19 protein-coding genes are annotated in these 25,682 nt (G+C 71.2%); 3 read left to right on the forward strand and 16 right to left on the reverse strand.

The window, feature by feature from the left end:
- Positions 1-4: 4 nt before the first annotated feature.
- Genes Adu01nite_RS27175 through Adu01nite_RS27200 form a run of 6 tightly spaced genes read right to left on the reverse strand, consistent with a single transcriptional unit; the run spans position 5 to position 8,235 of the window.
- Positions 5-337 (reverse strand): cupin domain-containing protein, encoded by a 333-nt coding sequence (locus Adu01nite_RS27175; RefSeq protein ID WP_203730610.1) that lies wholly within the window; start codon positions 335-337, stop codon positions 5-7.
- Positions 334-1,056, reverse strand: a complete 723-nt coding sequence (gene narI, locus Adu01nite_RS27180; protein WP_239132732.1) for a respiratory nitrate reductase subunit gamma — start codon at positions 1,054-1,056, stop codon at positions 334-336. The genes Adu01nite_RS27175 and narI overlap by 4 nt, the downstream gene beginning before the upstream one ends.
- A complete protein-coding gene (gene narJ, locus Adu01nite_RS27185; RefSeq protein ID WP_203730612.1) occupies positions 1,053-1,658 on the reverse strand; it encodes a nitrate reductase molybdenum cofactor assembly chaperone in 606 nt (201 codons plus the stop codon). Before narJ ends, narI begins: the two co-directional genes overlap by 4 nt.
- Positions 1,655-3,313 carry a nitrate reductase subunit beta gene (narH, locus tag Adu01nite_RS27190; protein ID WP_203730614.1) on the reverse strand — a complete coding sequence of 553 codons (1,659 nt, stop codon included), beginning with the start codon at positions 3,311-3,313 and terminating at the stop codon, positions 1,655-1,657. Before narH ends, narJ begins: the two co-directional genes overlap by 4 nt.
- Entirely contained in the window at positions 3,313-6,984 is a 3,672-nt protein-coding gene (locus Adu01nite_RS27195; RefSeq protein WP_203730616.1) for a nitrate reductase subunit alpha, read from the reverse strand. Before Adu01nite_RS27195 ends, narH begins: the two co-directional genes overlap by 1 nt.
- A gap of 57 nt (positions 6,985-7,041) precedes the next feature.
- Complete coding sequence (locus tag Adu01nite_RS27200; protein ID WP_203730618.1) at positions 7,042-8,235, reverse strand: MFS transporter; 1,194 nt, start codon at positions 8,233-8,235, stop codon at positions 7,042-7,044.
- 197 nt (positions 8,236-8,432) lie between these two features.
- Between Adu01nite_RS27200 and Adu01nite_RS27205 the strand changes: the two genes are divergently transcribed.
- Positions 8,433-9,038 carry an HAD family hydrolase gene (locus Adu01nite_RS27205; RefSeq protein ID WP_203730620.1) on the forward strand — a complete coding sequence of 202 codons (606 nt, stop codon included), beginning with the start codon at positions 8,433-8,435 and terminating at the stop codon, positions 9,036-9,038.
- Positions 9,039-9,045: 7 nt separating this feature from the next.
- Here the strand turns inward: Adu01nite_RS27205 and Adu01nite_RS27210 are convergent, their stop codons facing one another.
- The 4 genes from Adu01nite_RS27210 to Adu01nite_RS27225 all read right to left on the reverse strand — a co-directional run bounded on the left by Adu01nite_RS27210 (position 9,046) and on the right by Adu01nite_RS27225 (position 14,925).
- Positions 9,046-10,878, reverse strand: coding sequence for a sensor domain-containing diguanylate cyclase (locus Adu01nite_RS27210; RefSeq protein ID WP_203730622.1), 1,833 nt, complete (start codon positions 10,876-10,878; stop codon positions 9,046-9,048).
- A gap of 64 nt (positions 10,879-10,942) precedes the next feature.
- Positions 10,943-11,968: a hypothetical protein gene (locus Adu01nite_RS27215; RefSeq protein WP_203730624.1), complete on the reverse strand. Its 1,026-nt coding sequence runs from the start codon at positions 11,966-11,968 to the stop codon at positions 10,943-10,945.
- A gap of 81 nt (positions 11,969-12,049) precedes the next feature.
- A complete protein-coding gene (locus tag Adu01nite_RS27220; RefSeq protein ID WP_203731056.1) occupies positions 12,050-12,976 on the reverse strand; it encodes an alpha/beta hydrolase in 927 nt (308 codons plus the stop codon).
- A gap of 140 nt (positions 12,977-13,116) precedes the next feature.
- Positions 13,117-14,925, reverse strand: coding sequence for a rhamnogalacturonan lyase (locus Adu01nite_RS27225; RefSeq protein ID WP_239132733.1), 1,809 nt, complete (start codon positions 14,923-14,925; stop codon positions 13,117-13,119).
- A 178-nt stretch (positions 14,926-15,103) separates the two neighbouring features.
- On the opposite strand from Adu01nite_RS27225, the gene Adu01nite_RS27230 reads away from it, so the two are divergent.
- Positions 15,104-15,751: a ThuA domain-containing protein gene (locus Adu01nite_RS27230; RefSeq protein ID WP_438871097.1), complete on the forward strand. Its 648-nt coding sequence runs from the start codon at positions 15,104-15,106 to the stop codon at positions 15,749-15,751.
- The gene (locus Adu01nite_RS27235) at positions 15,721-16,812 is read left to right on the forward strand and encodes a Gfo/Idh/MocA family protein (RefSeq protein ID WP_203730628.1); all 1,092 of its coding nucleotides are present in this window, start codon (positions 15,721-15,723) and stop codon (positions 16,810-16,812) included. Before Adu01nite_RS27230 ends, Adu01nite_RS27235 begins: the two co-directional genes overlap by 31 nt.
- 42 nt (positions 16,813-16,854) lie before the next feature.
- Here the strand turns inward: Adu01nite_RS27235 and Adu01nite_RS27240 are convergent, their stop codons facing one another.
- From Adu01nite_RS27240 to Adu01nite_RS27265, 6 genes are all read right to left on the reverse strand, one after another.
- Positions 16,855-17,763, reverse strand: coding sequence for an FAD-dependent oxidoreductase (locus Adu01nite_RS27240; protein ID WP_203730630.1), 909 nt, complete (start codon positions 17,761-17,763; stop codon positions 16,855-16,857).
- Between the two features lie 14 nt (positions 17,764-17,777).
- On the reverse strand, positions 17,778-18,548 hold the full coding sequence (locus Adu01nite_RS27245) for a carboxymuconolactone decarboxylase family protein (RefSeq protein WP_203730632.1): 771 nt from the start codon (positions 18,546-18,548) through the stop codon (positions 17,778-17,780).
- A gap of 102 nt (positions 18,549-18,650) precedes the next feature.
- Positions 18,651-20,852 carry a YehQ family protein gene (locus Adu01nite_RS27250; RefSeq protein ID WP_203730634.1) on the reverse strand — a complete coding sequence of 734 codons (2,202 nt, stop codon included), beginning with the start codon at positions 20,850-20,852 and terminating at the stop codon, positions 18,651-18,653.
- The gene (locus tag Adu01nite_RS27255) at positions 20,849-21,964 is read right to left on the reverse strand and encodes a VWA domain-containing protein (protein WP_203730636.1); all 1,116 of its coding nucleotides are present in this window, start codon (positions 21,962-21,964) and stop codon (positions 20,849-20,851) included. Before Adu01nite_RS27255 ends, Adu01nite_RS27250 begins: the two co-directional genes overlap by 4 nt.
- Positions 21,957-24,566, reverse strand: a complete 2,610-nt coding sequence (locus Adu01nite_RS27260; protein WP_203730638.1) for a DUF5682 family protein — start codon at positions 24,564-24,566, stop codon at positions 21,957-21,959. The genes Adu01nite_RS27255 and Adu01nite_RS27260 overlap by 8 nt, the downstream gene beginning before the upstream one ends.
- 3 nt (positions 24,567-24,569) lie before the next feature.
- Positions 24,570-25,676 (reverse strand): ATP-binding protein, encoded by a 1,107-nt coding sequence (locus Adu01nite_RS27265; RefSeq protein WP_203730640.1) that lies wholly within the window; start codon positions 25,674-25,676, stop codon positions 24,570-24,572.
- Between the last annotated feature and the right edge of the window lie 6 nt (positions 25,677-25,682).

Raw genomic sequence — 25,682 nt, forward strand, 5'->3', positions numbered from 1 at the left:
TGCATTATGCGACCAGCTTGGCCACCGTCAGCAGGAGCACCGTGTTCTCCAGGGCCAGCAGGGCGTGCCGGGCGTCCGGGATGATCAGGAGCTCGCCGGCCTTGACGTCGGTGTGGTCGGGGCCGGTTATCAGGCGTACCTCGCCCAGCAGGACCTGGAGGGTCGCCTCGCCGGGGTTCTCGTGTTCGTCCAGGCGGCGGCCGTCGAGCAGGGCTATCGCGGTCTGGCGTAGGACCTTGTTGTGGCCGCCCTGCAGGGTTTCGGCGGCTCGGCCGGCCGGGGCCTCGCGGGCGGTGGCCAGCAGGCGGGTGGCCAACTCGGTGAGTGAGGTCTTCATGGCACTCGTTCCCAGCCGGGCTTGACCGGGCGGGAGCCCAGCTGCCGGTCGCGGCTTCGGTAGACGATGTAGGGGCGGGTCAGGTAGCCCAGCGGGGCCGAGAACACGTGCACCAAGCGGCTGAACGGCCAGAAGGCGAACAGGATCCAGGCCGCGATGACGTGCAGGCGGAAACCGATGGGGGCCGCCTCGATCAGGGTGCGGTCGGGCTGGAAGTAGAAGATCGAGCGGAACCACGGTGACACGGTCAGGCGGTAGTCGTGCGGGTGGCCGGTCACGTTGCCCAGGACCGTGGTGCCCAGGCCGAGGACGATGACGCCGATCAGCAGGACGTACATGATCTTGTCGTTCACCGTGGTGGCCGAGAAGACCGGGCCGACCGTGCGGCGGCGGTAGATCAGGATGGCGGCGCCGCCCAGGGTGCAGATGCCGGCGACGGTGCCGAGGCTGAACGCGACCGCGTGGTAGGCGCCCTCGCTGATCCCGACCGCCTCCGTCCACGACTCGGGGATCAGCAGGCCGCCGACGTGGCCGAGTGCGACCAGCAGGATGCCGAAGTGGAACATCGGGCTGCCGATCCGCAGCAGGCGCCGTTCGTAGAGCTGGGACGAGCGGGTGGTCCAGCCGAACTTGTCGTAGCGGTAGCGCCAGACGTGGCCGAGAACGAAAATCGCCAGGCAGACATAGGGGAGTACGACGAACAGAAGCGTCCCGGTCACGATCGGGCTCCTTCGAATTGCGGGCCGAAGGGGGCGAGGCCGACCTGCTCGGCGGGCGGCCCCTGGGCGGCGAGCCTGGCCACCGCGGTGCGCTGGTCGCCGGCGAGGGCGGGCAGCGTGGCGGAGACCGAGTTGAGCACGTCGGCCCACGGGGAGTGGGCGTCGTGCAGGGCGAGGCGCAGGAGTTCCAGGCCGGCCCGGTGCGTGAGGAGGAGGTCGAGGCCCTCGGCCGGCTGGATCGCGGCGTATTCGAGCACCACCGAGAGGTGGTCGGGCAGCTCCTCGTCGGTCAGGGCCAGCCCGGCCGCCATGTACTGCTGCTTCATCTCCAGCAGGGCCATGCCGCGCTTGCGGGTGTCGCCGGCGCCGTAATAGGTGAGGAACAGGCAGCAGCGTTTGCGGTGGTCGAAGGTGGCGACGTAGTCGGCCTCCAACTGGCCGGCCGGCGTCGAACGCAGATGGTCGAGGAAGCGCAGCAGCGGGTCGCCGACCGGGGTGGGCAGCGTGGCGGCGGCCTCGGCGAGGAGGCCGGCCCGGTCCCGCAGCTGGGCGTCGGGGTAACCGATCAGCAGGGACTGACACTGCCAGGCGCGGGCGTTCATCGGCGCTCGTCCCGCGGCGGGAACAGACCCTCGGGGCGGCCCTTGCCGTCCCAGTTGAGCAGGTTGACCCGTAGCTCCTTGTTGCCGGAGTCGACCATGGTGTCGCTGGTCTGGCGGTCGACGAGCATGTGGAAGTTCTCCACCGCGATCGGCATCGGGCTGCCGGACTGCTCGCCGAACGGCCCGGAGCCGCCCATCCCGGGGCCGCCGTCGTAGTCGAGGCTGCACTCGGTGGCGAGCTCTTCGAGGCTGTGCGCCTGCTCGGCGTGCGCGGGCGGGATCACGTACCGCTCGTCGTACTTCGCGAGGGCGAGCAACCGGTACATGTCGTACATCTCCTGGCCGGTCAGGCCGACCGCGGCCGGGATCGACTCGTCGGGGTCGCGGCCGAGGTTGATGTCGCGCATGTAGGAGCGCATCGCGGCCAGCCGGCGCAGCACCAGGTCGACCGGGGCCGGGTCGCCGGCGGTGAACAGCTGGGCGAGGTAGTCGATCGGGATGCGCAGGGCCTCGATCGCGGCGAACAGGTTGCCCTTGTCCTCGGCGTCGTAGCCGGTGTCGCGGACGACGTCGACCACCGGGGACAGCGGCGGGATGTACCAGACCATCGGCATGGTCCGGTATTCCGGGTGCAGCGGCAGCGCCACCTTGAACCTGTTGATCAGCGCGTAGACGGGAGAGCGCTGGGCCGCCTCGATCCAGTCGCGCGGGATGCCGGCCTGTTCGGCGGCCGCGATCACCGCCGGGTCGGACGGATCGAGGAACACATCACGCTGCGCCTCGTACAGGCCGTGCTCGTCCTCGGTGGACGCGGCGTCGAGGACCCGGTCCGCGTCGTACAGCATCAAGCCGATGTAGCGCAGGCGGCCGACGCAGGTCTCCGAGCAGACGGTGGGGATGCCCACCTCGATCCGCGGGAAGCAGAACGTGCATTTCTCGGCCTTGCCGGTGCGGTGGTTGAAGTAGATCTTTTTGTACGGGCAGCCGGACACGCACATCCGCCATCCGCGGCAGCGGTCCTGGTCGACCAGCACGATGCCGTCCTCGGCCCGCTTGTAGATCGCGCCGGACGGGCAGGAGGCGGCGCAGGACGGGTTGAGGCAGTGCTCGCAGATCCGCGGCAGGTAGAACATGAAGGTCTGCTCGAACTCGAACTTCACCTTGTCGGCGATGCCCTTGAGCAGCACGTCCTTGTCGCCGTGGTCGGGGGAGCCGCCGAGGTTGTCGTCCCAGTTCGCCGACCAGGAGATCTTCATGTCCTCGCCGGTCAGCAGCGACTTCGGCCGGGCCACGGGCGTGTGCTCCTGGAGCGGCGCATTGGTGAGGTTCTCGTAGTCGTACGTCCACGGCTCGTAGTAGTCGGCGATAGCCGGCATTTTGGGGTTGGAGAAGATGCTGAAGAGTTTCTTGATCCGGCCGCCGCCCTTGAGCGCGAGGCGGCCGCGCCGGTTGAGGGTCCAGCCGCCCTTCCATTTCTCCTGGTCCTCGTAGCGGCGCGGATAACCCTGGCCGGGCCGGGTCTCGACGTTGTTGAACCAGACGTACTCGACGCCGCTGCGGTTGGTCCACGCCTGCTTGCAGGTGACCGAGCAGGTGTGGCAGCCGATGCACTTGTCGAGGTTCATCACCATCGCCATCTGGGCCATGACGCGCATCAGTACTCGACCTCCTGGTTGCGGCGCCGGATGACGGTGACCTCGTCGCGCTGGTTGCCGGTCGGGCCGAGGTAGTTGAACGCGAACGACAGCTGGGCGTAGCCGCCGATCAGGTGCGTCGGCTTGATCAGCAGCCGGGTGAGCGAGTTGTGGATGCCGCCGCGCCGGCCGTTGGTCTCGGTGCGCGGCACGTCGATCAGCCGGTCCTGGGCGTGGTGCATGTAGACGGTGCCCTCGGGCATCCGGTGCGACACGATCGCGCGGGCCACGACGACGCCGTTGCGGTTGACCGCCTCGATCCAGTCGTTGTCGTGCACGCCGATCTTCGCGGCGTCCTCCTTGGACATCCAGATGTTCTGGCCGCCGCGGGACAGCGACAGCATGAACAGGTTGTCCTGGTATTCGGAGTGGATGGACCACTTGTTGTGCGGGGTCAGGTAGCGCACGGTGATGCCCAGCTCGCCCTGGTCGCCGACCTTGGGCTCGCCGAACAGCGCGTGCATGTTCAGCGGCGGCCGGTAGATCGGCATCCATTCGCCCAGCTCGGCCATCCAGTCGTGGTCGAGGTAGAAGCTCTGCCGGCCGCTGAGCGTGTGCCACGGCTTGAGCCGCTCCACGTTGATCACGAACGGGGAGTAGCGGCGGCCGCCCGACTCGGAACCGGACCACTCCGGCGAGGTGATCACCGGGGTGGGCCGGGACTGGGTGTCGGCGAAGGTGATCTGCTTGCCCTCGTGCTCGGCCGACAGGTCGGCCAGCTTCATCCCGGTCAGCGCTTCGAGCTGCCGGAAGCCCTGGGTGGCGAGGTGCCCGTTGGTGGTGCCGGAGAGCGCCAGGATGGCCTCGCAGGCGTCGACGTCGCGGGCGATCGAGGGCCGGCCGTTGGCGGCGTGCACCCCGTTCTTCTGCCGCAGGTAGTCGAGTTCCTTGCCGACCTGGAAGGTGACGCCCTTGGTGGTGGCGCCGAGCGTGTCGAGCAGCGGGCCGAGCGAGACCATCTTGTCGGCGATCGCACCGTAGTCCCGTTCGACCGGCACCAGCTTCGGCATGGTCTTGCCGGGGATCGGCTCGCACTCGCCGCGCTTCCAGTCGGCGACCCGGCCGTAGGGGTTGGCCATCTCGTCCGGGGTGTCGTGCAGCAGGGGCGCGGCGACGACGTCCATTCGCGTCCCCAGATGCGAAGCCGCCATGGCGCTGAACGCCCGCGCGATGGTCAAGAACGTGTCCCAGTCGGTGCGGGTCTGCCAGGGCGGGGCGATCGCCGGGTTGAACGAGTGCACGAACGGATGCATGTCGGTGGTGTTCAGGTCGTGCTTCTCGTACCAGGTCGCGGCGGGCAGCACGATGTCCGAGTAGATGGTGGTCGAGGTCATCCGGAAATCCATGGTGAGCAGCAGATCGAGCTTTCCGGTGGGCGCCTCCTCGTGCCACTCGAGGTCGGTGGGGCGGGCGCCGGCCGGCGCTTCCGTGGCGCGTACGCCGTGGTCGGTGCCGAGCAGATGCCGCAGGAAATACTCGTTGCCCTTGGCCGACGAGCCCAGCAGGTTGGCCCGCCAGATGGTCAGCACCCGCGGGAAGTTCTCCGGCGCGTCCGGGTCCTCGCAGGCGAACCGCAGCTCGCCGCTTTTCAGCTTGCCGACGACGTGCTCGCCGACCGGCACCCCGGCCGCCGCCGCCTCGTCGGCCAGCTCGAGCGGGTTCCGGTTGAAGTGCGGCACCGACGGCATCCAGCCCATCCGGGCCGACGACGCGATCAGGTCGGCGGTGGATCGGCCGGTGAACGAGCCGCCCGCCTTCGACGCGGTCAGCGTGGCCGCCGAGAACGGGTCGTAGCGGTACTGGTCGGTGTGCAGATACCAGTACGCGGTCTGGATCATCTGCCGGCCCGGCCGGGACCAGTCGGAGGCGGTGCCGAGCACGCTGTACCCGGTGATCGGCCGGACCTTCTCCTGGCCGACGTAGTGCCCCCAGCCGCCGCCGTTGACCCCCTGGCAGCCGGTGATCGTGGTCAGCATCAGGAAGGAGCGATAGATCGTGTCGGAGTGGAACCAGTGGTTGGTCCCGGCCCCCATGATGATCATCGAGCGGCCGCGGGTCTCCTCGGCGTTGGTGGCGAACTCCCGCGCGATGCGGGCGGCCGCCTGACCGGGTACGCCGGTGATCGTCTCCTGCCAGGCCGGGGTGTACGGCTCGTCCGCGTCGTCGTAGCCGGTCGGCCAGGTGCCGGGCAGTCCGGGCCGGGCCACGCCGTACTGGGCGAGCATCAGGTCGTAGACGGTGGTGACCAGGTGGTCCCCGATCCGCCGGACCGGGACGCCGCGCCGCATCTCGGCGGCCTCCCCGGTCGGGGTGTCGAAGCGGGGGAGAACGACGGTGACCGGCGCGTCGGAGCCCCCGTCGGCCGACAGCCGGGGCCGCACGTCGCCGAGGTCGAGGTTCCACTTTCCGGCCGTTTCGCCGTAGCGGAAGCCGAGTGATCCGTTCGGCACCACCGGCATCCCGTCGTGGTCCAGCAGCACCGTCTTGAACGCGGCGTTCTCGGTGTCGGCGAGCGCGCCCGGCAGTTGCGCCGCGGTCAGCTGCTTGCCCGGCCGGTAGGTGCCGTCCCCGGCGTCGTCGAGCGTGACCAGAAACGGCAGATCCGTATATTTAGCGACATAGTCGGCGAAGTGCGGCGTCTGCCGGTCGACGAAGAACTCCTTCAGGACGACGTGCCCCATCGCCATCGCCAGGGCGCCGTCCGTGCCCGGCGCCGGGGCCAGCCACTCGTCGGCGAACTTCACGTTGTCGGCGTAGTCGGGGGCGACCGCGATGACCTTCTGGCCGCGATAGCGGGCCTCGGCCATCCAGTGCGCGTCCGGCGTGCGGGTCACCGGCAGGTTCGAGCCCCACATGATCAGGTAGCCGGCGTCCCACCAGTCGCCCGACTCGGGCACGTCGGTCTGGTCGCCGAACATCTGCGGCGACGCCACCGGCAGATCCGCATACCAGTCGTAGAACGACAGCATCGCCCCGCCGAGCAGGTTGTAGAACCGGGCCCCGGCCGCGTGCGACACCATCGACATCGCCGGGATCGGCGAAAAACCGGCAAGCCGATCCGGGCCGTACGCCTTGATGGTGTGCACGTGGGCGGCCGCGATCATCTCGGTCGCCTCGTCCCAGGAGGCCCGCACCAGGCCGCCCCGGCCGCGCGCCGACTTGTACTTGCGGGCCTTCTCCGGGTCGCCGGTGATGTCGGCCCAGGCCGCGACCGGGTCCTTCAGTCGGCCCTTGGCCTCGCGGTACATGTTCAGGAGCACACCGCGGACGTACGGGTAGCGCACCCGGGTCGGTGAGTACGTGTACCAGGAGAAGGCGGCCCCGCGCGGGCAGCCGCGCGGCTCGTACTCCGGGCGGTCCGGCCCGACGCTCGGGTAGTCGGTCTGCTGCGCCTCCCAGGTGATGATCCCGTCCTTGACGTAGACCTTCCACGAGCAGGAGCCGGTGCAGTTGACCCCGTGCGTGGAGCGCACCACCTTGTCGTGCGACCAGCGGTCACGGTAGAAGACGTCGGACTGGCGGCCACCGATCTGGAAGAGGGTTCGATGGTCGGCCGACACCTCCGCCTTGGTGAAGAAGCGGCGGGTGCCGACCAGGGCGTCGGTCAGCGGGTCGTCGAGTCTGCTGGGCATGGGTGGATCCTCCCGGTTTGTCCGGCGACTCTGCACATTACTTGTCTATGGCAATCATCATGCATGGATGGCCGTCTTGTCCGGCCGGCGGCTCACCGAGAAGACGTTCAGCAGCAGCGCGGCGAGGGCGACCAGGGCGAGCAGGATCAGGCCGAGCGCGTAGTCCCGGTAGTGGCCGTAGATCGCGCCCATCACCAGCGGCGGCACGAACCCGCCGAGACCGCCGGCCGCACCGACCACGCCGGTGACCGAGCCGACCTGGTTGCCCGGCGCGTTCTGCGCCACCAGGGCGAACGTCGCGCCGCTGCCGCAGCCGAGCGCCGCCGCCATGGCCAGGAACGCGATCGTGCCGAGCGGAGCGAGCGGTGGCGTGAACGACTGCAGGACCGCGCCCGCCACCACCACCGACAGGGCGATGCCGAGCACCCGGCTCGCGGGCATCCGGTCGGACAGCCAGCCGCCGACCGGCCGCATGATCACGGCGAGCAGCACGAAGCCGGCCATCCGGTTGGCCGCGTCCGCCTGGGTCAGGCCGTAGGCGGTCTTCAGGTAGGACGGCAGGTAGACCGAGAACGCGACGTAGCCGCCGAAGGCCACCGCGTACAGGGCGGACGCCTGCCAGGTGATCTTCAGGCGCAGCGTCGCGGCGAGCCGCTCGGACAGCGGCGCGGTCGGCACCGGCCGGTCCGGGGCGTCCCGCAGCACCAGGTAGGCCACCACCGCGTAGACCGCGAGGACGACCGCGGTCAGGATGAACGGGGTGGCGGTGCTGCCCGCGTTGACCAGCTTGACGGTGGTCAGCGCGCTGATCGCGGTGCCGCCCATGCCGGCGCCGAAGATGCCGACCGCGGTGCCGCGCTTTTCCGGCGGGAACCACGCGTTGACGAACGGCACGCCGACCGCGAACGCGGTGCCGCCGATGCCGAGGAAGAAGCCGCCGATCAGCAGCGCGGCGAGCGAGCCGTGCCCGGCCAGGCCGAGGAAGAGCACCGGGACGATGGTCACGACCGACACCAGCGGGAACATGATCCGCCCGCCGAACTTGTCGGTCAGCGCCCCGACCGGGATGCGCCCGACCGAACCGACCACGACCGGAACGGCCACCAGCAGCGCCTGCTGGAACGAGCTCAGATGCAGGGCGGCGGTGAACTTGACGGCGAGCGGGCTCAGCAGAGCCCAGGCCCAGAAGTTCACGGCGAAGCCCACGGTCGCCAGGGCGAGCATCAGCCCTCGGCGTTGCGAAGTGGTCATTGCGGTCCCTACTTGGTCGTGGCCCGGCGGTGGCTCGGGCCCCACGATCAGAGTCCCCACCCGGATCGGTACACAACAGGGACTTTGTACCCCCGGAAAAGGGTCGGTTGCCCGGCCTTCGGCACATCCGCCCTGGTCGGTGACTACGCAGTTATTCGTATGGAGCCCGGTGGGGTCGCCGCCATACCGTGCGGAGCATGACGATTCGAGCGGTTGTCTTCGATATCGGGGGCGTGCTGGCCATCGACGAGCCGATGGACTTCGACGCGCGCTGGGAGGCCACGCTGGGCCTTGCGGCGGGCACGATCGGCACGGTCATGGCCGACGTGTGGGCGGCCGGCGCGATCGGCAAGGTCACCGAGGCCGAGGTGAACGACGCCATGCGCGACCGGCTCCGGCTCACCGCCGGGCAGGTCGAGGCGATCATGGCGGACATGTGGCGGCAGTACCTCGGCGTCGCGAACACCGAGCTCATCGAGTACGCGCGCGGTCTGCGCCCGCGCTATCGCACGGGGATCCTCAGCAACAGCTTCGTCGGGGCCCGGGAACGAGAGCAATCTGCGTACGGGCTGGAAGACCTCGTCGACGACCTCATCTACTCGCACGAGGCCGGGATGAACAAGCCCGACCCGGCCCTGTGGGAACTGGCCTGCCGTCGCTTCGGGGTGGAGCCGGCCGAGATGGTCTTCCTCGACAACGCCCCGCGCCTGGTCGACGCGGCCCGCGACGTCGGCATCCGGGCCGTGCTCTACGAGAGCCCCGGGCAGTCGATCGCCGCCATCGAGAAAGTTCTTGCCCGATAGGAAGGCCTCAGCGGTGGTGCCCGACCAGCCCGCGGCGGGACTGCTTCGAGCGGTACATGGCGTCGTCGGCCTCGCGCAGCATCCGGTCGGCCTCCGCGGGCGTGCCGGTCGCGATGCCCACGCTGGCACCGACCGAGACCACCGCGCCGGTCACCGCGATCGGCTCCGCGACCACCCGGCTGATCATCGCGGCCAGGCCGGTCGCCCGTTCCTGCTCGGCCTTGGCCAGCACCACGGCGAACTCGTCGCCGCCGAGCCGGGCCACCGTGCCGGAGTCGCCGACCAGCTCGCGGAGCCGGTCGGCGACCGCGATCAGCACCTGGTCGCCGGCGTGGTGCCCGTGCACGTCGTTGACCTGCTTGAACCCGTCCAGGTCGATGACCAGGACGCTGATCGGCAGGCCGGGGTCGGCGGTCAGCACCTTCTGCTGGAGCAGGAAGCGGTTGGCCAGGCCGGTCAGCACGTCGTGGGTCGCCTGGTGACGCAGCTCGTCCTGCAGGCGGCGGGCCTCGGTGACGTCCCGGCCGTTCCAGACCAGGCCGCGGATGTTCGGGTTGGCCAGCAGGTCGGTGCCGATCAGGTGGGTCCAGTGGTAGGTGCCGTCGACGTGCAGCACCCGCAGCTCGGCGGCCGCGGTGCCGGCCCCGCCGGTCATCTCGTCGAGGAGCAGCTGCGCCACCCCCATGTCGTCCGGGTGGATGCGGCCGCCCAGGTCGACGCTGGTCTCCTCGCCCGCCTGCAGCCCGAACAGCCGGACCGCGGACGGGCTCGCGTAGCGGACCCGCTGGCTGCCGTCGGTGACGATGGTGGTGTCCGAGGCGTGCTGGGCCAGCGCGTTCGACCACTCGTCGCGCCGGCTGATCTCGGCGAGCAGCCGCTCGTTGTCGTGGAAGGCGGCCTGCTGGCGGGCCAGGACCAGGACGGTGCTGATCAGTACGCCGGCGGCCACGCCCCAGATCCGCATGTCGGCGCCGATGCCGGGCAGCGCCAGGATCATCAGGACCTGGGTGCCGGCTACCGCGGCGTACGGCAGGCGGCTGAATTTCTTCCGGCGCGTTGCCGCCGTCTGCTCGACCTGGCGCCGGTTGTTCACCTCCTGCAGGCGCAGGGCGATCGGGATGAACACGCACGGCACCAGTTGGGCCAGGTACATGATCCGTGGGTCGGAGTGGTCCATGAACAGCGCGGCCAGCGGCGCGGCGACCGCGGTGCCGGTCACGCCGAGCGCGCCGATCACCCCCGGCAGCTGCTGGAACGGGGCGTTCGTGCTGAACAGCAGCTTGATCACGGCGAACGTCACGAGCATCATCACCGCGGTGGTGGCCGAGGCGGCCAGGCGGTCGGTGGTGGTCCGGCCGCCGGTCAGCTCGCCGGCCAGCATGAAATACCAGAGGAAGGCGCCGACCGCGGTGAGCACCGTCGCCGCGTCCAGCCAGAGCCGCAGCCGCAGCCGGCCGGTGCCGCCGAACGGGTGCCGGAGCATGGTGACCACCGCGACCACCATGCCGCCGACCACGAAGGCGGTCTGCACCACGCTGGTCTGGCCGGCCGGGCGACCGCCGGCCACCAGCGCGGTCTGATAGATGTCGGCGACCGCGCTGCTGGCCATGGCGAAGACCACCGCACCCCAGAAGCGCCTGGTGTATTTGTCGATGCCGGGCTGCCGGAAGAGCCGCCAGGCCATCACGACGGTGATCACGTCGACGGTGGCCTGGACGGCCCACAACGAGATGTCGATGCCGGGCCCGAACAGGAACCACGGGATCAGCAGCAGACTCGCGACGACCAGCGCGCACAGAACGGGGTCGAGTCGAGTCAGCACGCCCCGATCTACCCGCATTCGATTAGTACACGGGACCCCGGTTGCACCGCGGTTGCAGATCCGGTTGCAAAAGGTGAGGCTCTCAGACCAGCGCGGGGGACGCCGTGATCTCAGGCTCGGCGGCGGCGGGGCGGCGGGACCGGCGCACTGTGCTCGCCGCGCAGAGCAGCAGGCCGAACGTCAGCCAGCTGAGCAGGACGAGCAGCGGGCGGGTCGCGCCGCCGCCGTCGAAGAACGCCACCGAGCGCAGCAGGGTGACCGCCGAGCCGGGCGGCAGCAGCTGGCCGAGCGCGCCGGACCAGCCGGGCAGCATCTCGGGGGCACTCGCCGCGCCGCTCAGCGGGTTGCCGAGCAGGAAGATCACCGCGGCGCCCAGGCCGAAGCCGGGGAAGCCCAGCAGCGACTCCAGGCCGAGCAGGGTGAGTGCGGTGGCCGCCAGGGACAGGGCCATCACGGCCGCGTTGAGGGCGTAGGTGCCGTCGATCGAGCCGAGCCAGAACTGCAGGATCGCGGCCATCGCCAGGCCGCCGACGACCGCGTAGGAGACGGCGCCGGTCACCCGGCGGGCGGTGCCGCGGATCCGGAAGGTCAGCGCCACGGCCGCGATCATGCCGCCGATCACCAGCGGGAGGGCGCCCGCGGCCAGGCCGGCGCCGCGTGGGTCGTCGGTCGGGAGCGGGGCCAGGTCGCGGACGGCCACGGCGGCCTCGGTGCCGGGCTCGGCCGCGGACAGCGCGGCGGCGATGCCCTGCAGGGTCTGGGCGACCACCGGGCTCGCCGCCGAGGCGGTCAGCACCTGGGGTTTCCCGGTGGACAGGTCGATCGCGCCGTAGACCTCGCGGTTGCCGATCGCGGTCTCGGCGGCGGCCGTGTCGGCGACGGTGGTGATCGCGAAGCCGCCGGGGAGACGCTGCTCGAGGGCGGCGGTGACCTGGGCGGTGGCGGCGGCCGGGCCGGCCACGGCGATCGGCACGTCGTGCACCGAGGACCGGGTGGCGGGCCAGGCGAACGCGGTGACCAGGACGCTGAGAGCGATGGACAGGAGGGCGACGACACCCGCGACGTGGATCCACGGCGAGGGCGCCTTGGCTGCGGTGGCCGATGACATGACTACTCCTCAAAAGAGAACGAGCGTTCGTTTTGGAGAGTAGAAGTGGGTCGCCCCGCGTGTCAAGAACGAGCGTTCGTTTTAGTGGGAGAGCGAGCTGTGCAGGAACGCCTCGATGGTGGCGAGGGTCGGCCGGGTACCCGGCGGCGAGGTGCCCGCGGTGCGGCGCACGATCGCCTGCTCGTTCGCCGGCGAGACGATCCGCTTGTCGTGACCCGCGCCGGGGACCAGGTAATACGTGGCGGGCACGCCCGCCGCGGCGAGCGCCGCGAAGAGCAGATCGCTCTGGTGGGTGGGGACCAGACCGTCCCGCTCACCGTGGGCGATCAAAAAGGGCGGGGAGTGCTTGGTGACGTACGTCATCGGACTCGCCTTTCGCACGAGATCCGGACGCGTGCGGATCGGGTGACCCAGCAGGGACGACTCGGGGGAGCGCGGGTCGGCGTGGCACTCGGTCAGGCCGAACGCGTGGTTGAAGTGGTCGCAGGCGCCCGGGAGCATGTGCGCGTCCATGGTCAGGAAGTCGGTCGGCGCGTAGAGGTCGACCACCGCCTGGACGTCCGTCGACCGGCCGGGGTCGCCGGTCAGTCCGGCCATCGCGGCGGTCCAGCCGCCCGAGGAGTCGCCCATCACGGCCACCTGGCGCGGGTCGATGTCGTAGGTGCCGGCGTTCGCGCGCAGCCAGCGGATCGCGGCCTTCACGTCGTGGAGCTGGGCCGGGAACTTCGCCTGTCGGCTCGACCGGGTGGAGACGCCGGCCACGACGTAACCGGCCTTGGTGAAGAACGGGGCCAGGTCGGCCGCGTACGCCTTGCCGTTGTCGCTGTACCAGCCGCTGCCACCCATCACGATCAGCAGCGGTCGCCGCTTCGGGCCCGGCTGGCGCGGGAGGTAGAGGTCGAGCAGGTGGCCCCGGGTTCCGGCGCCGACCGGGGCGGCGTACGCAATGTTGGCATGCACCTCGAAGCCGGGACCGGCGTTGGCGTCGGCGGTGTCGGCGGCAAACATCACGGCGACCACGGTAAGGGCACACCCGAGGATGCGACGAGGGCTCACAGGATGATGGTCGCTGGTGAATGCGAATCCGATGAATGCCGCAAACAGGGGATACCGCCACGACCGAGTGGCGACATCCCCTGTCCGATCAGTTAGCCGAGCGCGAAGCTCGGGTGCGGCGGCTGGTTGTAGGCGGTGTTCTGCCAGGCCACGGCCTCGCGGTACATCCGGTCCTGCATCAGCGACACGTGCGAGATGCTGGTCGCGTCGGTCGTCGAGTAGATCCGCAGGGCCTTGTTGTCGGTCGTCGGCCAGATGACCTCTTCACGCCAGTCACCCTGGATGTCGGCCTGCAGCGACGGGGTCGCCTTGGTGCTGTTGTTGGAGTGCACGCCGCTCGCGGTCAGCAGCCGGGTGTCGGCGCTGGTGCCGTACTTGTCGATGTGCGTCGCGTCGAGCAGCTCGCGCTGCGCGTCGCCGTCCCACCAGATCACGAAGTTGGTGCTGGACGGCTTGCGGCCGATGTTCGCACCGGACGTGTTGAACAGGCCGGAGACGCCGGACGACCACGACTCGGCGCCGGGGCTGCCGGCGTAGATGTCGTCCGAGACGCCGCGGCCGTTGTCGCAGCCGCAGGACGCGTTGGACCAGATGATCGCGCCGGTCTTCGCGTCTGCCATCCAGGCGGCCAGCTTCGAGGTGTCCTCGTCGACCTTGAAGACCTCCAGGCCGGCCCGGCTCGGGATCAGGTCACCCACGTGGTAGGCGTCGCCGTGGCCCTGACCGTTCTTCCACAGCCCCGCGCCGTTGTCGTCGATCGCCATCGCCCCGTACAGGATCTCGTCCTTGCCGTCGCTGTCGACGTCGGCGATGGAGAGCTGATGGTTGCCCTGGCCGGTCCAGGCCGAACCGTTGGTGGACGAGTTGCTGTCGAAGGTCCACTTCCGGGTGAGGGCGCCGTTGCGGAAGTCCCAGGCCACGATCACCGAACGGGTGTAATAGCCGCGGGCCATGATGATGCTCGGGTACGACCCGTTGATGTACGCCGTGCCGGCCAGGAAGCGGTCGACCCGGTTGCCGTACGAGTCGCCCCAGCTGGAGACGGTCCCGCGCGGCACGACGTAGTCGGCGGTGGCCAGGGCCTTGCCGGTCGGGCCGGCGAAGACGGTCAGGAACTCGGGGCCGGACAGGATGTAGCCGGAGGAGTTGCGGTAGTCGGCGGTCGAGCTGCCGATCACCACGCCGGTGCCGTCCTTGGAGCCGTCGGCGGTCTTCATGACCACCTCGGCCTTGCCGTCGCCGTCGTAGTCGAACACCTGGAACTGGGTGTAGTGCGCGCCGGCCCGGATGTTCTTGCCGAGGTCGATGCGCCACAGCCGGGTGCCGTTGAGCTTGTACGCGTCGATGAACACGTTGCCGGTGTAGCCGGACTGCGAGTTGTCCTTGGCGTTCGACGGATCCCACTTGAGGACGATCTCGTAGGAGCCGTCGCCGTCCAGGTCACCGACGGAGGCGTCGTTGGCGGCGTACGTGTAGGCGACGCCGTCGGGCGTGGTGCCGCCGGCCGGGATCTGGATCGGCACGTCGGTGTAGGCGGCGTCGAGGGCGGCCACCGGTGCGTCCGCGGCGAGCGTCGAGGCGCCGGTCGGCCGGACCGTGTAGGCGGCACCGACCTTCGCGCCGGCGTCGGTGAAGTTCGTCTTGCCGGTCGTCGTGATCTTGGTGCCGTCGCGGTAGACGTCGAAGGTCACCCCGGCCGGGTCGGACTTCAGCAACCGCCAGGACAGGAAGTTGCCGGTGCCGGCCCGCAGGCTGATCAGGCCGCGGTTGAGGTTCTCGGTGGTGCTCTGCGGGTCGGCGGCGGTGACGGCGGCGGGCTCGACGGAAGCCCTCGCCACGGCGGCGGTGGAACCGACGAGGACGAGGGCGGCCAGGGCCGTCAGGGTCTTGGCACGTTTCATTCGGGTGTCTCTCCTACTCGGTGGAGGGTAGGCAAGCGCTTTCCTCGGGAAGCTAGTCCTCAGATTGAGGCTTGTCTATGTCTTCGCGCCTTTTGGTGGGCGGGGGCGGTCTTGATCTGGTAGGCGTTAGGGCATGAAGGCTTTGGTGGTACGCGGGGGATGGGAAGGGCACCGGCCGGTGGAGGCCACGGACCTCTTTCTGCCGTTCCTCGCTTCTCGTGGTTTCGAGGTCCGGATCTCCGACTCGCCGTCGATTTACGCGGACGCCGCGGTGATGTCGTCAACCGACCTGATCGTGCAGTGCGTGACCATGTCGTCGATCTCGCCGGAGGCTTTGGCGGGCCTGCGGGCAGCGGTGGTGGCCGGCACCGGGTTCACCGGCTGGCACGGCGGTATTGCCGACTCGTTCCGTGCCTCGTCGGACTATCTGCAGTTGGTGGGCGGCCAGTTCGCGACCCACCCCGGGAAGGAGCCTTCCGCGTGCGGCGGGGATGAAACGGACAATTTCCTGACTTATCGTGTTTCTTTTACGGGTGATCATCCGATCACGACCGGCCTGGACGATTTCGAACTCACCACCGAGCAGTACTGGGTGTTGCACGATGACCTCATCGACGTCCTCGCCACCACCACCCACCCGGTCCAGCCGTGGCATCCGTGGCACCGGCCGATCGTCTCGCCGGTGATCTGGACCAGACAGTGGGGTCAGGGGCGGATCGTCGTCACCACGCCCGGGCACAGCCTCGACGTCCTCGAGAACCCGAACATCCGCACCGTCGTCGAAAGGGGCATGCTGTGGGCCGCCCGCACCGCGTCGGCATCGTAGGCACCGGGTTCATCTCCGCCGCGTACCTCGGCACGCTGGCCGGCCATCCCGGCGTCACCATCGCGGCGGTCGCCGACATCGACGCCGCCCGGGCCGCGACGGTCGCCGCCGGCCTGGCGGGCTGCCGCGCCCTCCCGGTCGACGAACTCCTGCAGGACCCGCAGGTCGACACGGTTCTCAACCTCACGGTGCCGGCCGCGCACGGACCGGTCGCGCTGGCGGCCATCGCCAACCACAAGCAGGTGTACGGCGAGAAGCCGCTCGCCGCCGACATGACCGCCGCGCGTGCCCTGCTCGACCAGGCCGCCGCCTTCGACGTGGCGGTCGGCTGCGCCCCCGACACCGTGCTCGGCACCGGCATCCAGACCGCCCGGGCCGCCGTCGACGACGGGCTGATCGGCCGCCCGCTGTCCGCGGTGGCGGTGATGGCCACACCCGGCCACGAACGCTGGCACCCGAACCCCGACTTCTACTACCTGCCCGGCGGCGGCCCGCTGCTCGACATGGGCCCCTACTACCTGTCCGCCCTGATCCACCTGCTCGGCCCGATCGTGGCGGTCACCGGCGCCGCCTCCCGCCTGCGTGACTCCCGGGTCATCGGGTCCGGCCCGCGCGCCGGTTCGCCGGTCCCCGTCGAGGTCGACACCCACGTCACCGGCGTCCTGCACCACGCCGGCGGGGTCCTCTCCACGATCACCACCAGCTTCGACGCGGTCCGCACCACGGCCGCCCCGATCGAGGTGCACGGCGAGACCGGCACCCTGGCCGTCCCCGACCCCAACCACTTCGACGGCGACGTCCGGCTGTTCGCGCTGGGCGCCGACGACTGGCGCACCCTGGAACCGTCGGCCGGCTATCAGGGCGCGGGCCGCGGCATCGGCCTCCTCGACATGATCACGACCGGCGCACCCCGGGCGAGCGGCGCCCTCGCCCTGCACGTGCTGGACGCGATGACGTCGCTGCTGCGCTCGGCCGCGGAGGGCCGCCGCATCGACCTGACCACGACGGCCGACCGGCCGCCGGTGGTGCCGTTCACGCCGGCGTCGGGCTGGCGCTCTTAACGGCGGCCGGGCTGAGCACCGACTGGCCGTTACGCTCGGTGCTCATCGGACGGCCGCCGCGATCTCGTCGGCGCAACCCCAGGACAGCGTCATGCCGGCGCCGCCATGCCCGTACGCATGAATGATGTTGCCGTTGATCTCCATCCGAGGGCCGCCGTGCCGGGCCGGTCGCAGGCCGATCCGCTCGGCCAGGATCTTTGCCCCGCGCAGCTCCGGCACCAGGTTCGTGCAGCGTTCGACGATCGCGGCCGCCTCCGCCGGATCGGGGTCGAGGTCGCCGCGGCCGATCTCGAACGTGCCGCCCAGCACCACGTCGCGGGAGCGCGGATGCACGTAGGTGGAACCGTTCTGATCACGGACCGCCACCGTCACGCCCGGATTTTCGACCAGCACGATGTGCCCGCGCACCGGATGCACCGCCGGGTCGCCGGCCAGCTCGCGCGCCGCCAGCCCGGTCGCGTTGACCACCCAATCGGCCTCGGCCTCGGCCAGCGCATTCACCCGGCGGCGCTCGATCCGGCCGCCGGCCTCCTCGACGCGGCCGGCCAGCCACGGCAGGTAGGTGTCCATCTCGGCGAGCGGGGCCAGAAAAAGCAGTTCCTGAGCGTACGGACCAAAGCCCTCCCGCAGCTGTACGCCGTCCGCCTCCCCGGCCCACCACGGAAGCTCGGTGATCGGGGTGCGTAGCAGGTTGCGGGTCGGCCGGAGCAGCAGTCCCGGGACGCTGTCGGCCAGCTGCTCGCGGAACTCCCGGTAGGTCGCGGCCGCCCACCGTGCCACCTGCGGGTTGCCGTCGGTGCGGGTCGGGTACCAGGCGGCGGCCGCCACCGCCGACACCGTGTCGAGGGGGTCGTCGGCGGTCCACACGGTCACCGCGGCGCCGCGCTCCAGCAGCCGGATCGCCGCGGTCAGCCCGATCACCCCGCCGCCCACCACAATCACGTCGGTCATGCTTCGATCCTGGCCTACCGTTCTTCGCTGGCCGGCGGCGCCACCTCGTCCAGAGCCCGCAGCGCGTTGAGCGTGCGCGGGTAGCCGACGAACGGCAGCAGCTGGGTGATGACCGCGAGCACGGTGGCGCGGTCGTTGCCGACGTGCAGGTTGGCGGCGACGTGGCCCTTGACCTGCGGGTCGGCGCCGCCGAGGGAGATCAGCATGGCCAGGGTGAGCAGCTCGCGGGTCGGGATGTCGATGCCGTTACGGGTGTAGTGGTCGCCGAAGCAGTTGGCCGACAGCAGCCGCTGGATGTGCTGCTCATCGGCGGGCGCGTTGGCGTACATCGCGTCGACGCGCTCGGCGCCGACGATCTGTTTCTGGACCGCCAGCCCTTTCTCGGCCCGGGTCTCGGGGGTGGTGGTCGACTGGCCGGGCAGCGGCAGCACGACGCCGTGCTCGGTGAGCACCTCGTTGGTGACGTGCAGGAAGTCGTAGACCCTGCCCATGCCGGCGTAGGGCACGGCCTGGTAGACGATCTCCTTGATCTCGACCGGGGTGACACCGGCGGTGAGGGCGGCGCCGAGCATCATCCGGTACTCCCTTATCGCCTGCCCGGCGATGAGGGCGGCCAACTGCACCATCAGCCGGGTGCGGGTGTCGAGGTCGCTGTGTTGCAGCACCTCGTCGAACGCGAAGTTGTCGAAGTACTCGATCAGCTCCGGGTCGGTGACCGCGAGGGTCGACACGTGCCCCGGGAACAGCTGCTCGTGGTTCTTGCGGGCCGTCTCGCTGATGGCCATGGCACACCTCGTCTCTCTCCGACAGCAGCGTTACCACCTTGCCGGGATCCAAACCGGGGTGGGAGGTAAAGCCAGAACCCCCCCTGGCAGCGCGTGCTGCGTTCAGGGGCGCAGTTCGGCGGCGACGGATGTTCGCAGGTAGGCCTCCACCCAAGCGGTCACCGCCTCCTCGTCCGGGTCCGGGCCGAGCAGCGCGGCCAGGGTTTTCAGGGTGTCGGCGACCCGGCGCAGGCCGGTGCGGCCGAGGCGGTCGGCCGCGGCGTGCAGGCGGGCCGGCATGGTCGGCGGGGTGTGCAGCAGGCCGCGGTGGGCCACCTCGGACAGCAGCGACAACGCCTCCTCCAGCGCGTGCCCGAGCGGATCGGTCGCGGTGTCCGGCAGGCGCTGCGGGTCCGTGCCGTTCCCGGCCGGCGCCAGATCCGGGACCAGCACGCCGTCGCCCACCGCGAAGCCGATCGGATCGATCAGCACACTCCCGCCGGCCCGCCGCACGCTGCCCGCGACAAACCGAACCTCGCCGCTCAACGCCTCGGCCACCGCGTCGAGCCGGCCGGGCGCGCACGCCGCGTGGGTCGCGCTGATCGTCGCGGTGGTGCCGGACTCGTCGGCGATCACGGCGTCCAGCCGCTGCGCCCCCGGCGCGTAGCTGATCGACAGCACCTCGGCGACCGGCACCACCCGGACCAGTTCGGCCTCGACCCGCGCCCGGATCTGCCGCGGCGGCAACGCCGCCAGCTCGGCGGCGAGCCGCCCCAGGTCGGCCGCGATCAGCGTGCGGGGCAGCTGCTCCCACGACCCGCGCGAGGTCATCGCCTCGGTCCGGCTGAGCCGCCGGCTGCCGAGCCGCACGGTCCGGCTGGCGCTGCGCGACGCCGACTCGGTGACGACGGCCCCCGACGCGAGCGCCCGGAGGGTCACGCCGGCGACGCGGCGTTCGCCGAGCCGTGGTCCGGCTTCCTCCGTTTCGTACGCCCGTCGCAGCACCAGAACGCTCGCACTGTCCGCATGAGCGAGGAAGACCTCGACGACCCGCTCGGCTCCGACCACCGAGACCCGGGCCCCGAGCCCGTCGAGCCGGGCCCGCCGCAGCGGAGTCTCGGACGCCTCGTCGGTCCCGAGCACCCGGGAGGCGAGGCCGGCCCCACCGAGAGCCCGATCCCGCGCGAACAGCTCCGCCACATGATCGGCGAGCGCCTCCGGCCGATACCGCGCACTCCGCTCCCGATAGGCGTCAAGCTGCCCGACCAGGTCATCCACCGCGAGCAGAGGCCACCGCATCCGCTCCGACTCGAGCCCCCGCCGAACCGAGGTGACCTCAGCCCCGATCCCCGCCCCGAGGTGCACGGCCCCTTCCCGAAGCACAAGTCCGGCGAGCCCGACGGCCCGCCGAAGCCCGGCCCCACCGACAGCCGAAGCCCCACCACCGACCTGAACCTGAACGTCACTCCGCCCAGGAGCCCGCTCGTCGGCGGCCCGAAATGCCCAGACCGCAAGCGCAATGACGTCGTCCCGAACCCCGGCCACCGCATCGGTCCGAGCAAACCCAAGGTCCCGGGGCACAAGAAACCGAACGGTCGCGGTAGGAAGCTCCACAGTAGGAACCGGATCCCCCGGCCGCCCCCGATGAACCCGAGCCACATACCCGGCCCGCTCCACCCGCCGCGCCGCAGCAACCCCACGTTCCCCGACCCGAGCGACAACCTGAGCATCAGTGAATTCCCCAGGTGACCACCCGCCCCCCACCACACCAGACCAAGCACCGCTTGCCCCGGCATCCGCGCTGGCGCTCGGTCCCGCGGAGGTGTCCGCGCTCGTGCTCGCATCGGGCTGAGCGGTTGCGCCGGGCTCTGCGTCTTCGACCCGACCCGCGGGCGATCTTGTGGAGTCTGGGGCATCTGCTTGCGGCAAATCGACAAGATCGGAGGCGGGTTGCCGTGCGGTGGTTGATCTTGATGAGTTGTCGCCACGATCGACCGGAAAGTCGACTAGATCGCCGGAGCCGGCTGTTGGCGGTGCTTCGCCTGCGGTGGTGGTGGCGTCGTGCGAGTGCTGGTAGGCGAGTGCCAGGGCGACGATGTGGCGGCACACGCCGGGGGCGCCGCAGCTGCACTTGCCGGCTTCCAGGCCGCCGGTGGGCAAGGTCGTCGTGGTGCCGTCGGGGGCGGTGGCGTGGACCGTGCCGTCGGGGTCCTCGGAGAGCGTGGGGGGCTCCCGGTCCACCTCGCGGCCGGCGCGTTTCACCAGGCCCCGGTTGGTCAGCTCGGCCAACGTGTCGGGGGTCAGGGCCAGGAGATCCGCTCTCATCGGGTCACCTGCTCGGCCACGAACTCGGCCAGCCGGCCGGGAGTCATCGCTCCCACGGCGGCGCCCACGTCGGCCAGGCGCTGGCCCATCGAACGGTCGTAGACCGGGTTGGCCTCCTCGTCCAGGGCGGCCAGGCAGAGGACCTTGGTGCCCTGCTCGACCAGGTCGCGGACGGCGCGGACCAGGGCGCCCTCCGAGCCGCCCTCGTAGAAGTCGCTGATCACCGCCACGATCGCGCGGCGGGGCTGTTCGATCAGGCCGGCGCCGTAGCGGACGGCCAGGCCGATGTCGGTGCCGCCGCCCAGCTGGACCTTCATCAGCAGTTCCACCGGGTCGTCGACGTCCTGGGTCAGGTCGACGACCGTCGTGTCGAAGGCGACCAGGTGGGTGCGCACCCCGGGCAGGCCCCACAGGCAGGCGGCGGTGACGGCCGAATGGATGACCGAGTCGACCATCGAGCCGGACTGGTCCACCAGCAGGATCACCTGCCACTGGTCGACGTGCTTGCGGCTGCGGGAGAAGAAGTGCGGCGTCTCGATGTAGAGGCGCTGCTCGTCCGGCCGGTAGTGGCCGAGGTTGGCGCGCAGGGTCCGCCGTACGTCGAAGTCCCGGGCCTGCTTCCAGCGGCTCGGTCTGCGGGCCCGGGTGCCGGTGAACGCGGACCGCACCTCGGTCGCCATCCGGGCCATCAGGTCGCGGACCACGGCCTCGACGATGCGCCGGGCCAGGCGCAGGACCTCGGGGTTCATCAGGTGCTTGGTCTGCAGGACGGCGCGCAGCAGGGCCGGGTTGGGTTCGACGGTCCGCAGCACCTCGGGGTCGGTGACGATGTCGGTGATCTCGTACCGTTCGATGGCGTCGCGCTGCAGCCGCTCCACCGTCTCCTTCGGGAAGAGCTGGTTGATGTCGTTCAGCCAGTCGACGGTGGTCAGCGGCGACGGCCCGCTGCCGCCGGCCCGGCGCCGGACGTCGCGCTGGTCGAGCTCGCCGTCGCGCCCGTAGAGCCAGTCGAGGGCCGCGTCGCGCCGGGCGGCCTCCGCGCCGAGCTCGCCGGCCGCGGCGGCCGGCTCGCCGAGGACGAGCCGCCACCGTTCCAGGTCGGGATCAGTCACGACGCCCTCCGATCAGGCCTTCCCGCCGCAGCACGGCGTCCACCAGTTCGTCGAGCGCCATGCCGGCCGCCACAACGGCCGGGTCGCCGCCGCCGCGCAGCAGCAGCCGCCCGGTCCCGCCGATCCCGCGCCGGGCGAGCAGCCGCCCGGCGATGGCCTCCCGCTCGCGCGGCGGGAAGTATGCGAACGCCTGCCGCAGGGCCGGCAACGCCACGAGAAAGTCGTCGGCGGCCATCCCCGACATCAGCTCGTCGAGCAGCCCCACGATCTCCGGGTGCTGCAACACCTCTTCCCGGGCCAGCGCGAACAGCCCGGCCAGCCAGTCCCCGGCCGACCGCGGCACGAACGCCCCGCGAACAGCCCGCACCGGATCGAAAGCGCCCGGCGCCGAAACCGCACCGGCGGGAACGCCGAGCCCGCCGCGCCCGCCGGACTCGGCACTCACCTCGGGAGCAGCACTCCCGGCCGGCGCCGAAGTCGCTGCAACGGCATCGACAGGCGGCGCCGGTGGCTCAGCGGGTGCTGCGGGCGCGGCAAGGGTCTCGGCCGGCGCAGCGGCGTCGGCGGGCACGGCGAACTGGGCAGATGCCGCTACGTCGACCGGCGATGTGGCGTTGGGTGGCTGCGCCGGGTGGCCGGCCGATGCTGCGGCGGTGGGTTCTGTGGGGGACGGTGGGGTGGGGAGCAGGGCCCAGCGGAAGCCGAAGGCTGCGCCTCGCAGGTCGGGTGGGACCTCGTCGTCGGTGGCCAGGCGGGTGGCCGTCTCCAGGGCCGCCTCGCGGTCCAGGGTCAGGCGGCGGCCGGCGTGGTGCAGGGCGTCGCGGCAGGCGGCCAGGGCCGCTATGCGGGCCGGGTCGGCGGGGGCGTCGCCGCCTCGGATGCCCTCGGCCAGCCACATCACCCGGCGGACCGACGCTTCGATCACGGTGCCCAGGGTCGCGCTGTGGGCGGTGCCGAACAGGTGGTCGTGCCGCCACATGGTCAGGACCACCGCCAGCATGCGGCCCAGTGGGCCCAGCTCCGGCGCGGAACCCACCGACGCCTCGATGTCGGCGAGGGTGCGGGACGAGATGTCGGTGATGCCGGCCAGGGCGGCGTCGAACAGGACGGTGGCCAGCGCGTCCACGTCGCGGCCGGCCTGGGTGGCCCGGTCGGCCAGGGCGGCGCCGGCCGCGTCGGCGAGCGTCGCACCGTAGGCGCCGGCCTCGATCACCGCGGGCAGGCGTTCGGCGGTGGGGCGCAGGGTCCAGCGTTCGCGCAGGATCGGGTCGAGGCCGGTGGTGGGGCCGGCGTCGCGGCGGAAGCCGGGCAGGCCGAGCACGCGGACCCGGTGCAGCACGCGGCTGCGCAGCCGGTCCGGCTCGCGGGTCAGGTCGAGATCCAGGTCGGCGGAGCCGTCCAGGCCGGCCCGGGACAGCTCGGCGTCCAGGTCGTGCACCAGCGGCGGCGCGGGCGTCTCGGGGTGCAGGCGGCCGACGCGCGTTCCGCTCAGGGCGGCGACCATCTCGACCACGACCGGGTGGCTGCCGGCTCCGAGGATCCCGCGCTGCGACCACGGCAGGGGTACGTCGAGGGCCTCCTTCACCAGCGCCGACACCAGACCGTCGAGCACGTCGGTGCGGCCGGGGTGCCGGTGCCCGCGCACCGTCGCCAGGCCGTCGGCGGTGGCGTGCGCCGCGATCAGGTCGGCGGTCGAGACCGGCTGTTTGCGCTCGCGGAGCCGGGTGGCCACGGCCTCGACCAGGTGCCGGGCGGCGCCGTCCGTGCCGGACTCCCAGAGCTCCTGGTAGTAGCCGGGCGACGGCATCCCGGACTGGTAGCCGTCGAAGGCGTCCAGGCGCCGGAACGAATACGGAACCAGGAAGCTGCCGCCGATCGCCCCGTCCGGCATGGCCGGCACCGACGGCCAGACGATGTCGACGGCGGCCGGTACCGACGGCCCGGCGACATCGACGGCGGGCCGTGCGGCCCGGGCCGCGACCAGGGCCGGGCGGTGGAAGCCGCCGGTCACCACGACGACCGGGCGGTCGCCGGCTGCGGCCTCGGCGGCGGCCACCCACGAAGCCATGTAGGACTCGCGGGCGCGGTCCGATTCGCCCGGGTCGGCGTCGCCGCGGATCAGGTCGAAATACGTGTCCAGGTGGGTGGTGAGGGACTCGGCGGGGGCCAGCTCGAACAGGTGGTCCCAGAGGGCGTCGGTGTTGTCGACCTCGAACGAGCGGCACAGCCGGGTCATCACGTCGGCGTAGCGGAGTTCGGCGTCGGCGTAGCGGTTGGTGCGGCCGTCGAACGCCGGGTGCCAGGCCGGCAGGTCGATGAAGCGGGCCGTCGCGCCGACCTTGCGCGCGTGGGTCAGGGCCAGCCACTCGGGGGAGTAGTCGCACAGCGGCGCCCATGATGCGTGCCGCCGCTCCTCGTCGCGGTAGCTGCTGAAGATGGCCACCGGGAATTCGTGGCCCAGCAGCAGCTCGTCGAGCCGGGGGTTGAAGTCGGCCGGGCCCTCGATCAGGACGTAGGCCGGGCGTAGCTCGTCGATGGTGTCGGCGACCAGCCGGGCGCAGGCGGGACTGTGGTGGCGGACGCCGATGAACGTGACCGGCATGGCTCAGCCGGGCAGCAGGTGACGGGCGCGGTGCAGGGCCTGCCACTGGTCGCCGTCGCGCCAGGTGACCTGCTGCGCAAGGTACCGGCGGAGCTTGGCCAGGTCGTCGGGGCTGTCCTTGGCGGCGGTGCCGGCCAGGCAGGCGACCACGTCCTCCGCGTTGCCGGGCTCGCTGCGCAGGAACCAGCCGCGCAGGCCGACCGCGTGCGCCACCGAGACCGCCTCGGCGGTGCTCATCACGGCCGACAAGCGGTCCATCGAGTCGCCGCGTGCCGTCTCCCCGGTGCGCAGCTCGCGGAACGTGGTGACCAGGACCTCCAGGACGTCGCGCCGGGGCTCGGCGGTGACGCCGGAGCGGCGCAGCAGGCGGGCCGCCTCGTCGGTCACCAGGTCGAGCTCGGTGCGGAAGTCGGCGATCGGGAAGACCGTCTCGAAGTTGAAGCGGCGTTTCAGGGCCGAGCTCATGTCGTTGACGCCGCGGTCGCGGGTGTTCGCGGTGGCGATGATGTTGAAGCCGTCGCGGGCGAACACCAGCGCGTCCGGGCCGGTCAGCTCGGGGACGGTCAGGACCCGGTCGGACAGCGGGGAGAGCAGGCAGTCCTGCACCTCCAGCGGGCAGCGGGTGATCTCCTCGAAGCGGACCGTGCGGCCCTCGGCCATGCCGCGCAGCAGCGGGGCCGGCACCAGCGAGCGCTTCGACGGGCCCTCGGCGACCAGGAGCGCGTAGTTCCACGAGTAGCGGATCTGGTCTTCCGTGGTGGCGGCGCCGCCCTGGATGGTCAGGGTGGAGTCGCCGCTGACCGCGGCCGCCAGCAGCTCGGAGAGCAGTGACTTCGCGGTGCCGGGCTCGCCCACCAGCATCAGGCCGCGGCTGGTGGCGAGGGTGATCAGGGCGCGGTCGATCAGGGACGGGTCGCCGACGAACTTGCGGGACACGTCCAGGGCCGGGTCGCCGACCACGAAGCGGCGGGCGGCCTGGACGCTCAGGTGCCAGCCGGGCGGGCGGGCCGCCGTGTCGGCCGCGTGCAGGCGGGCCAGCTCGGCGGCGTAGCGGGTCTCCGCGGGTGGCCGCTGCACGGCGTCGGCGGGCTCGGTGACGTCAACAATCATGGGAGG

Source organism: Paractinoplanes durhamensis, from assembly GCF_016862175.1.
GTDB classification, from domain to species: Bacteria; Actinomycetota; Actinomycetes; order Mycobacteriales; family Micromonosporaceae; genus Actinoplanes; species Actinoplanes durhamensis.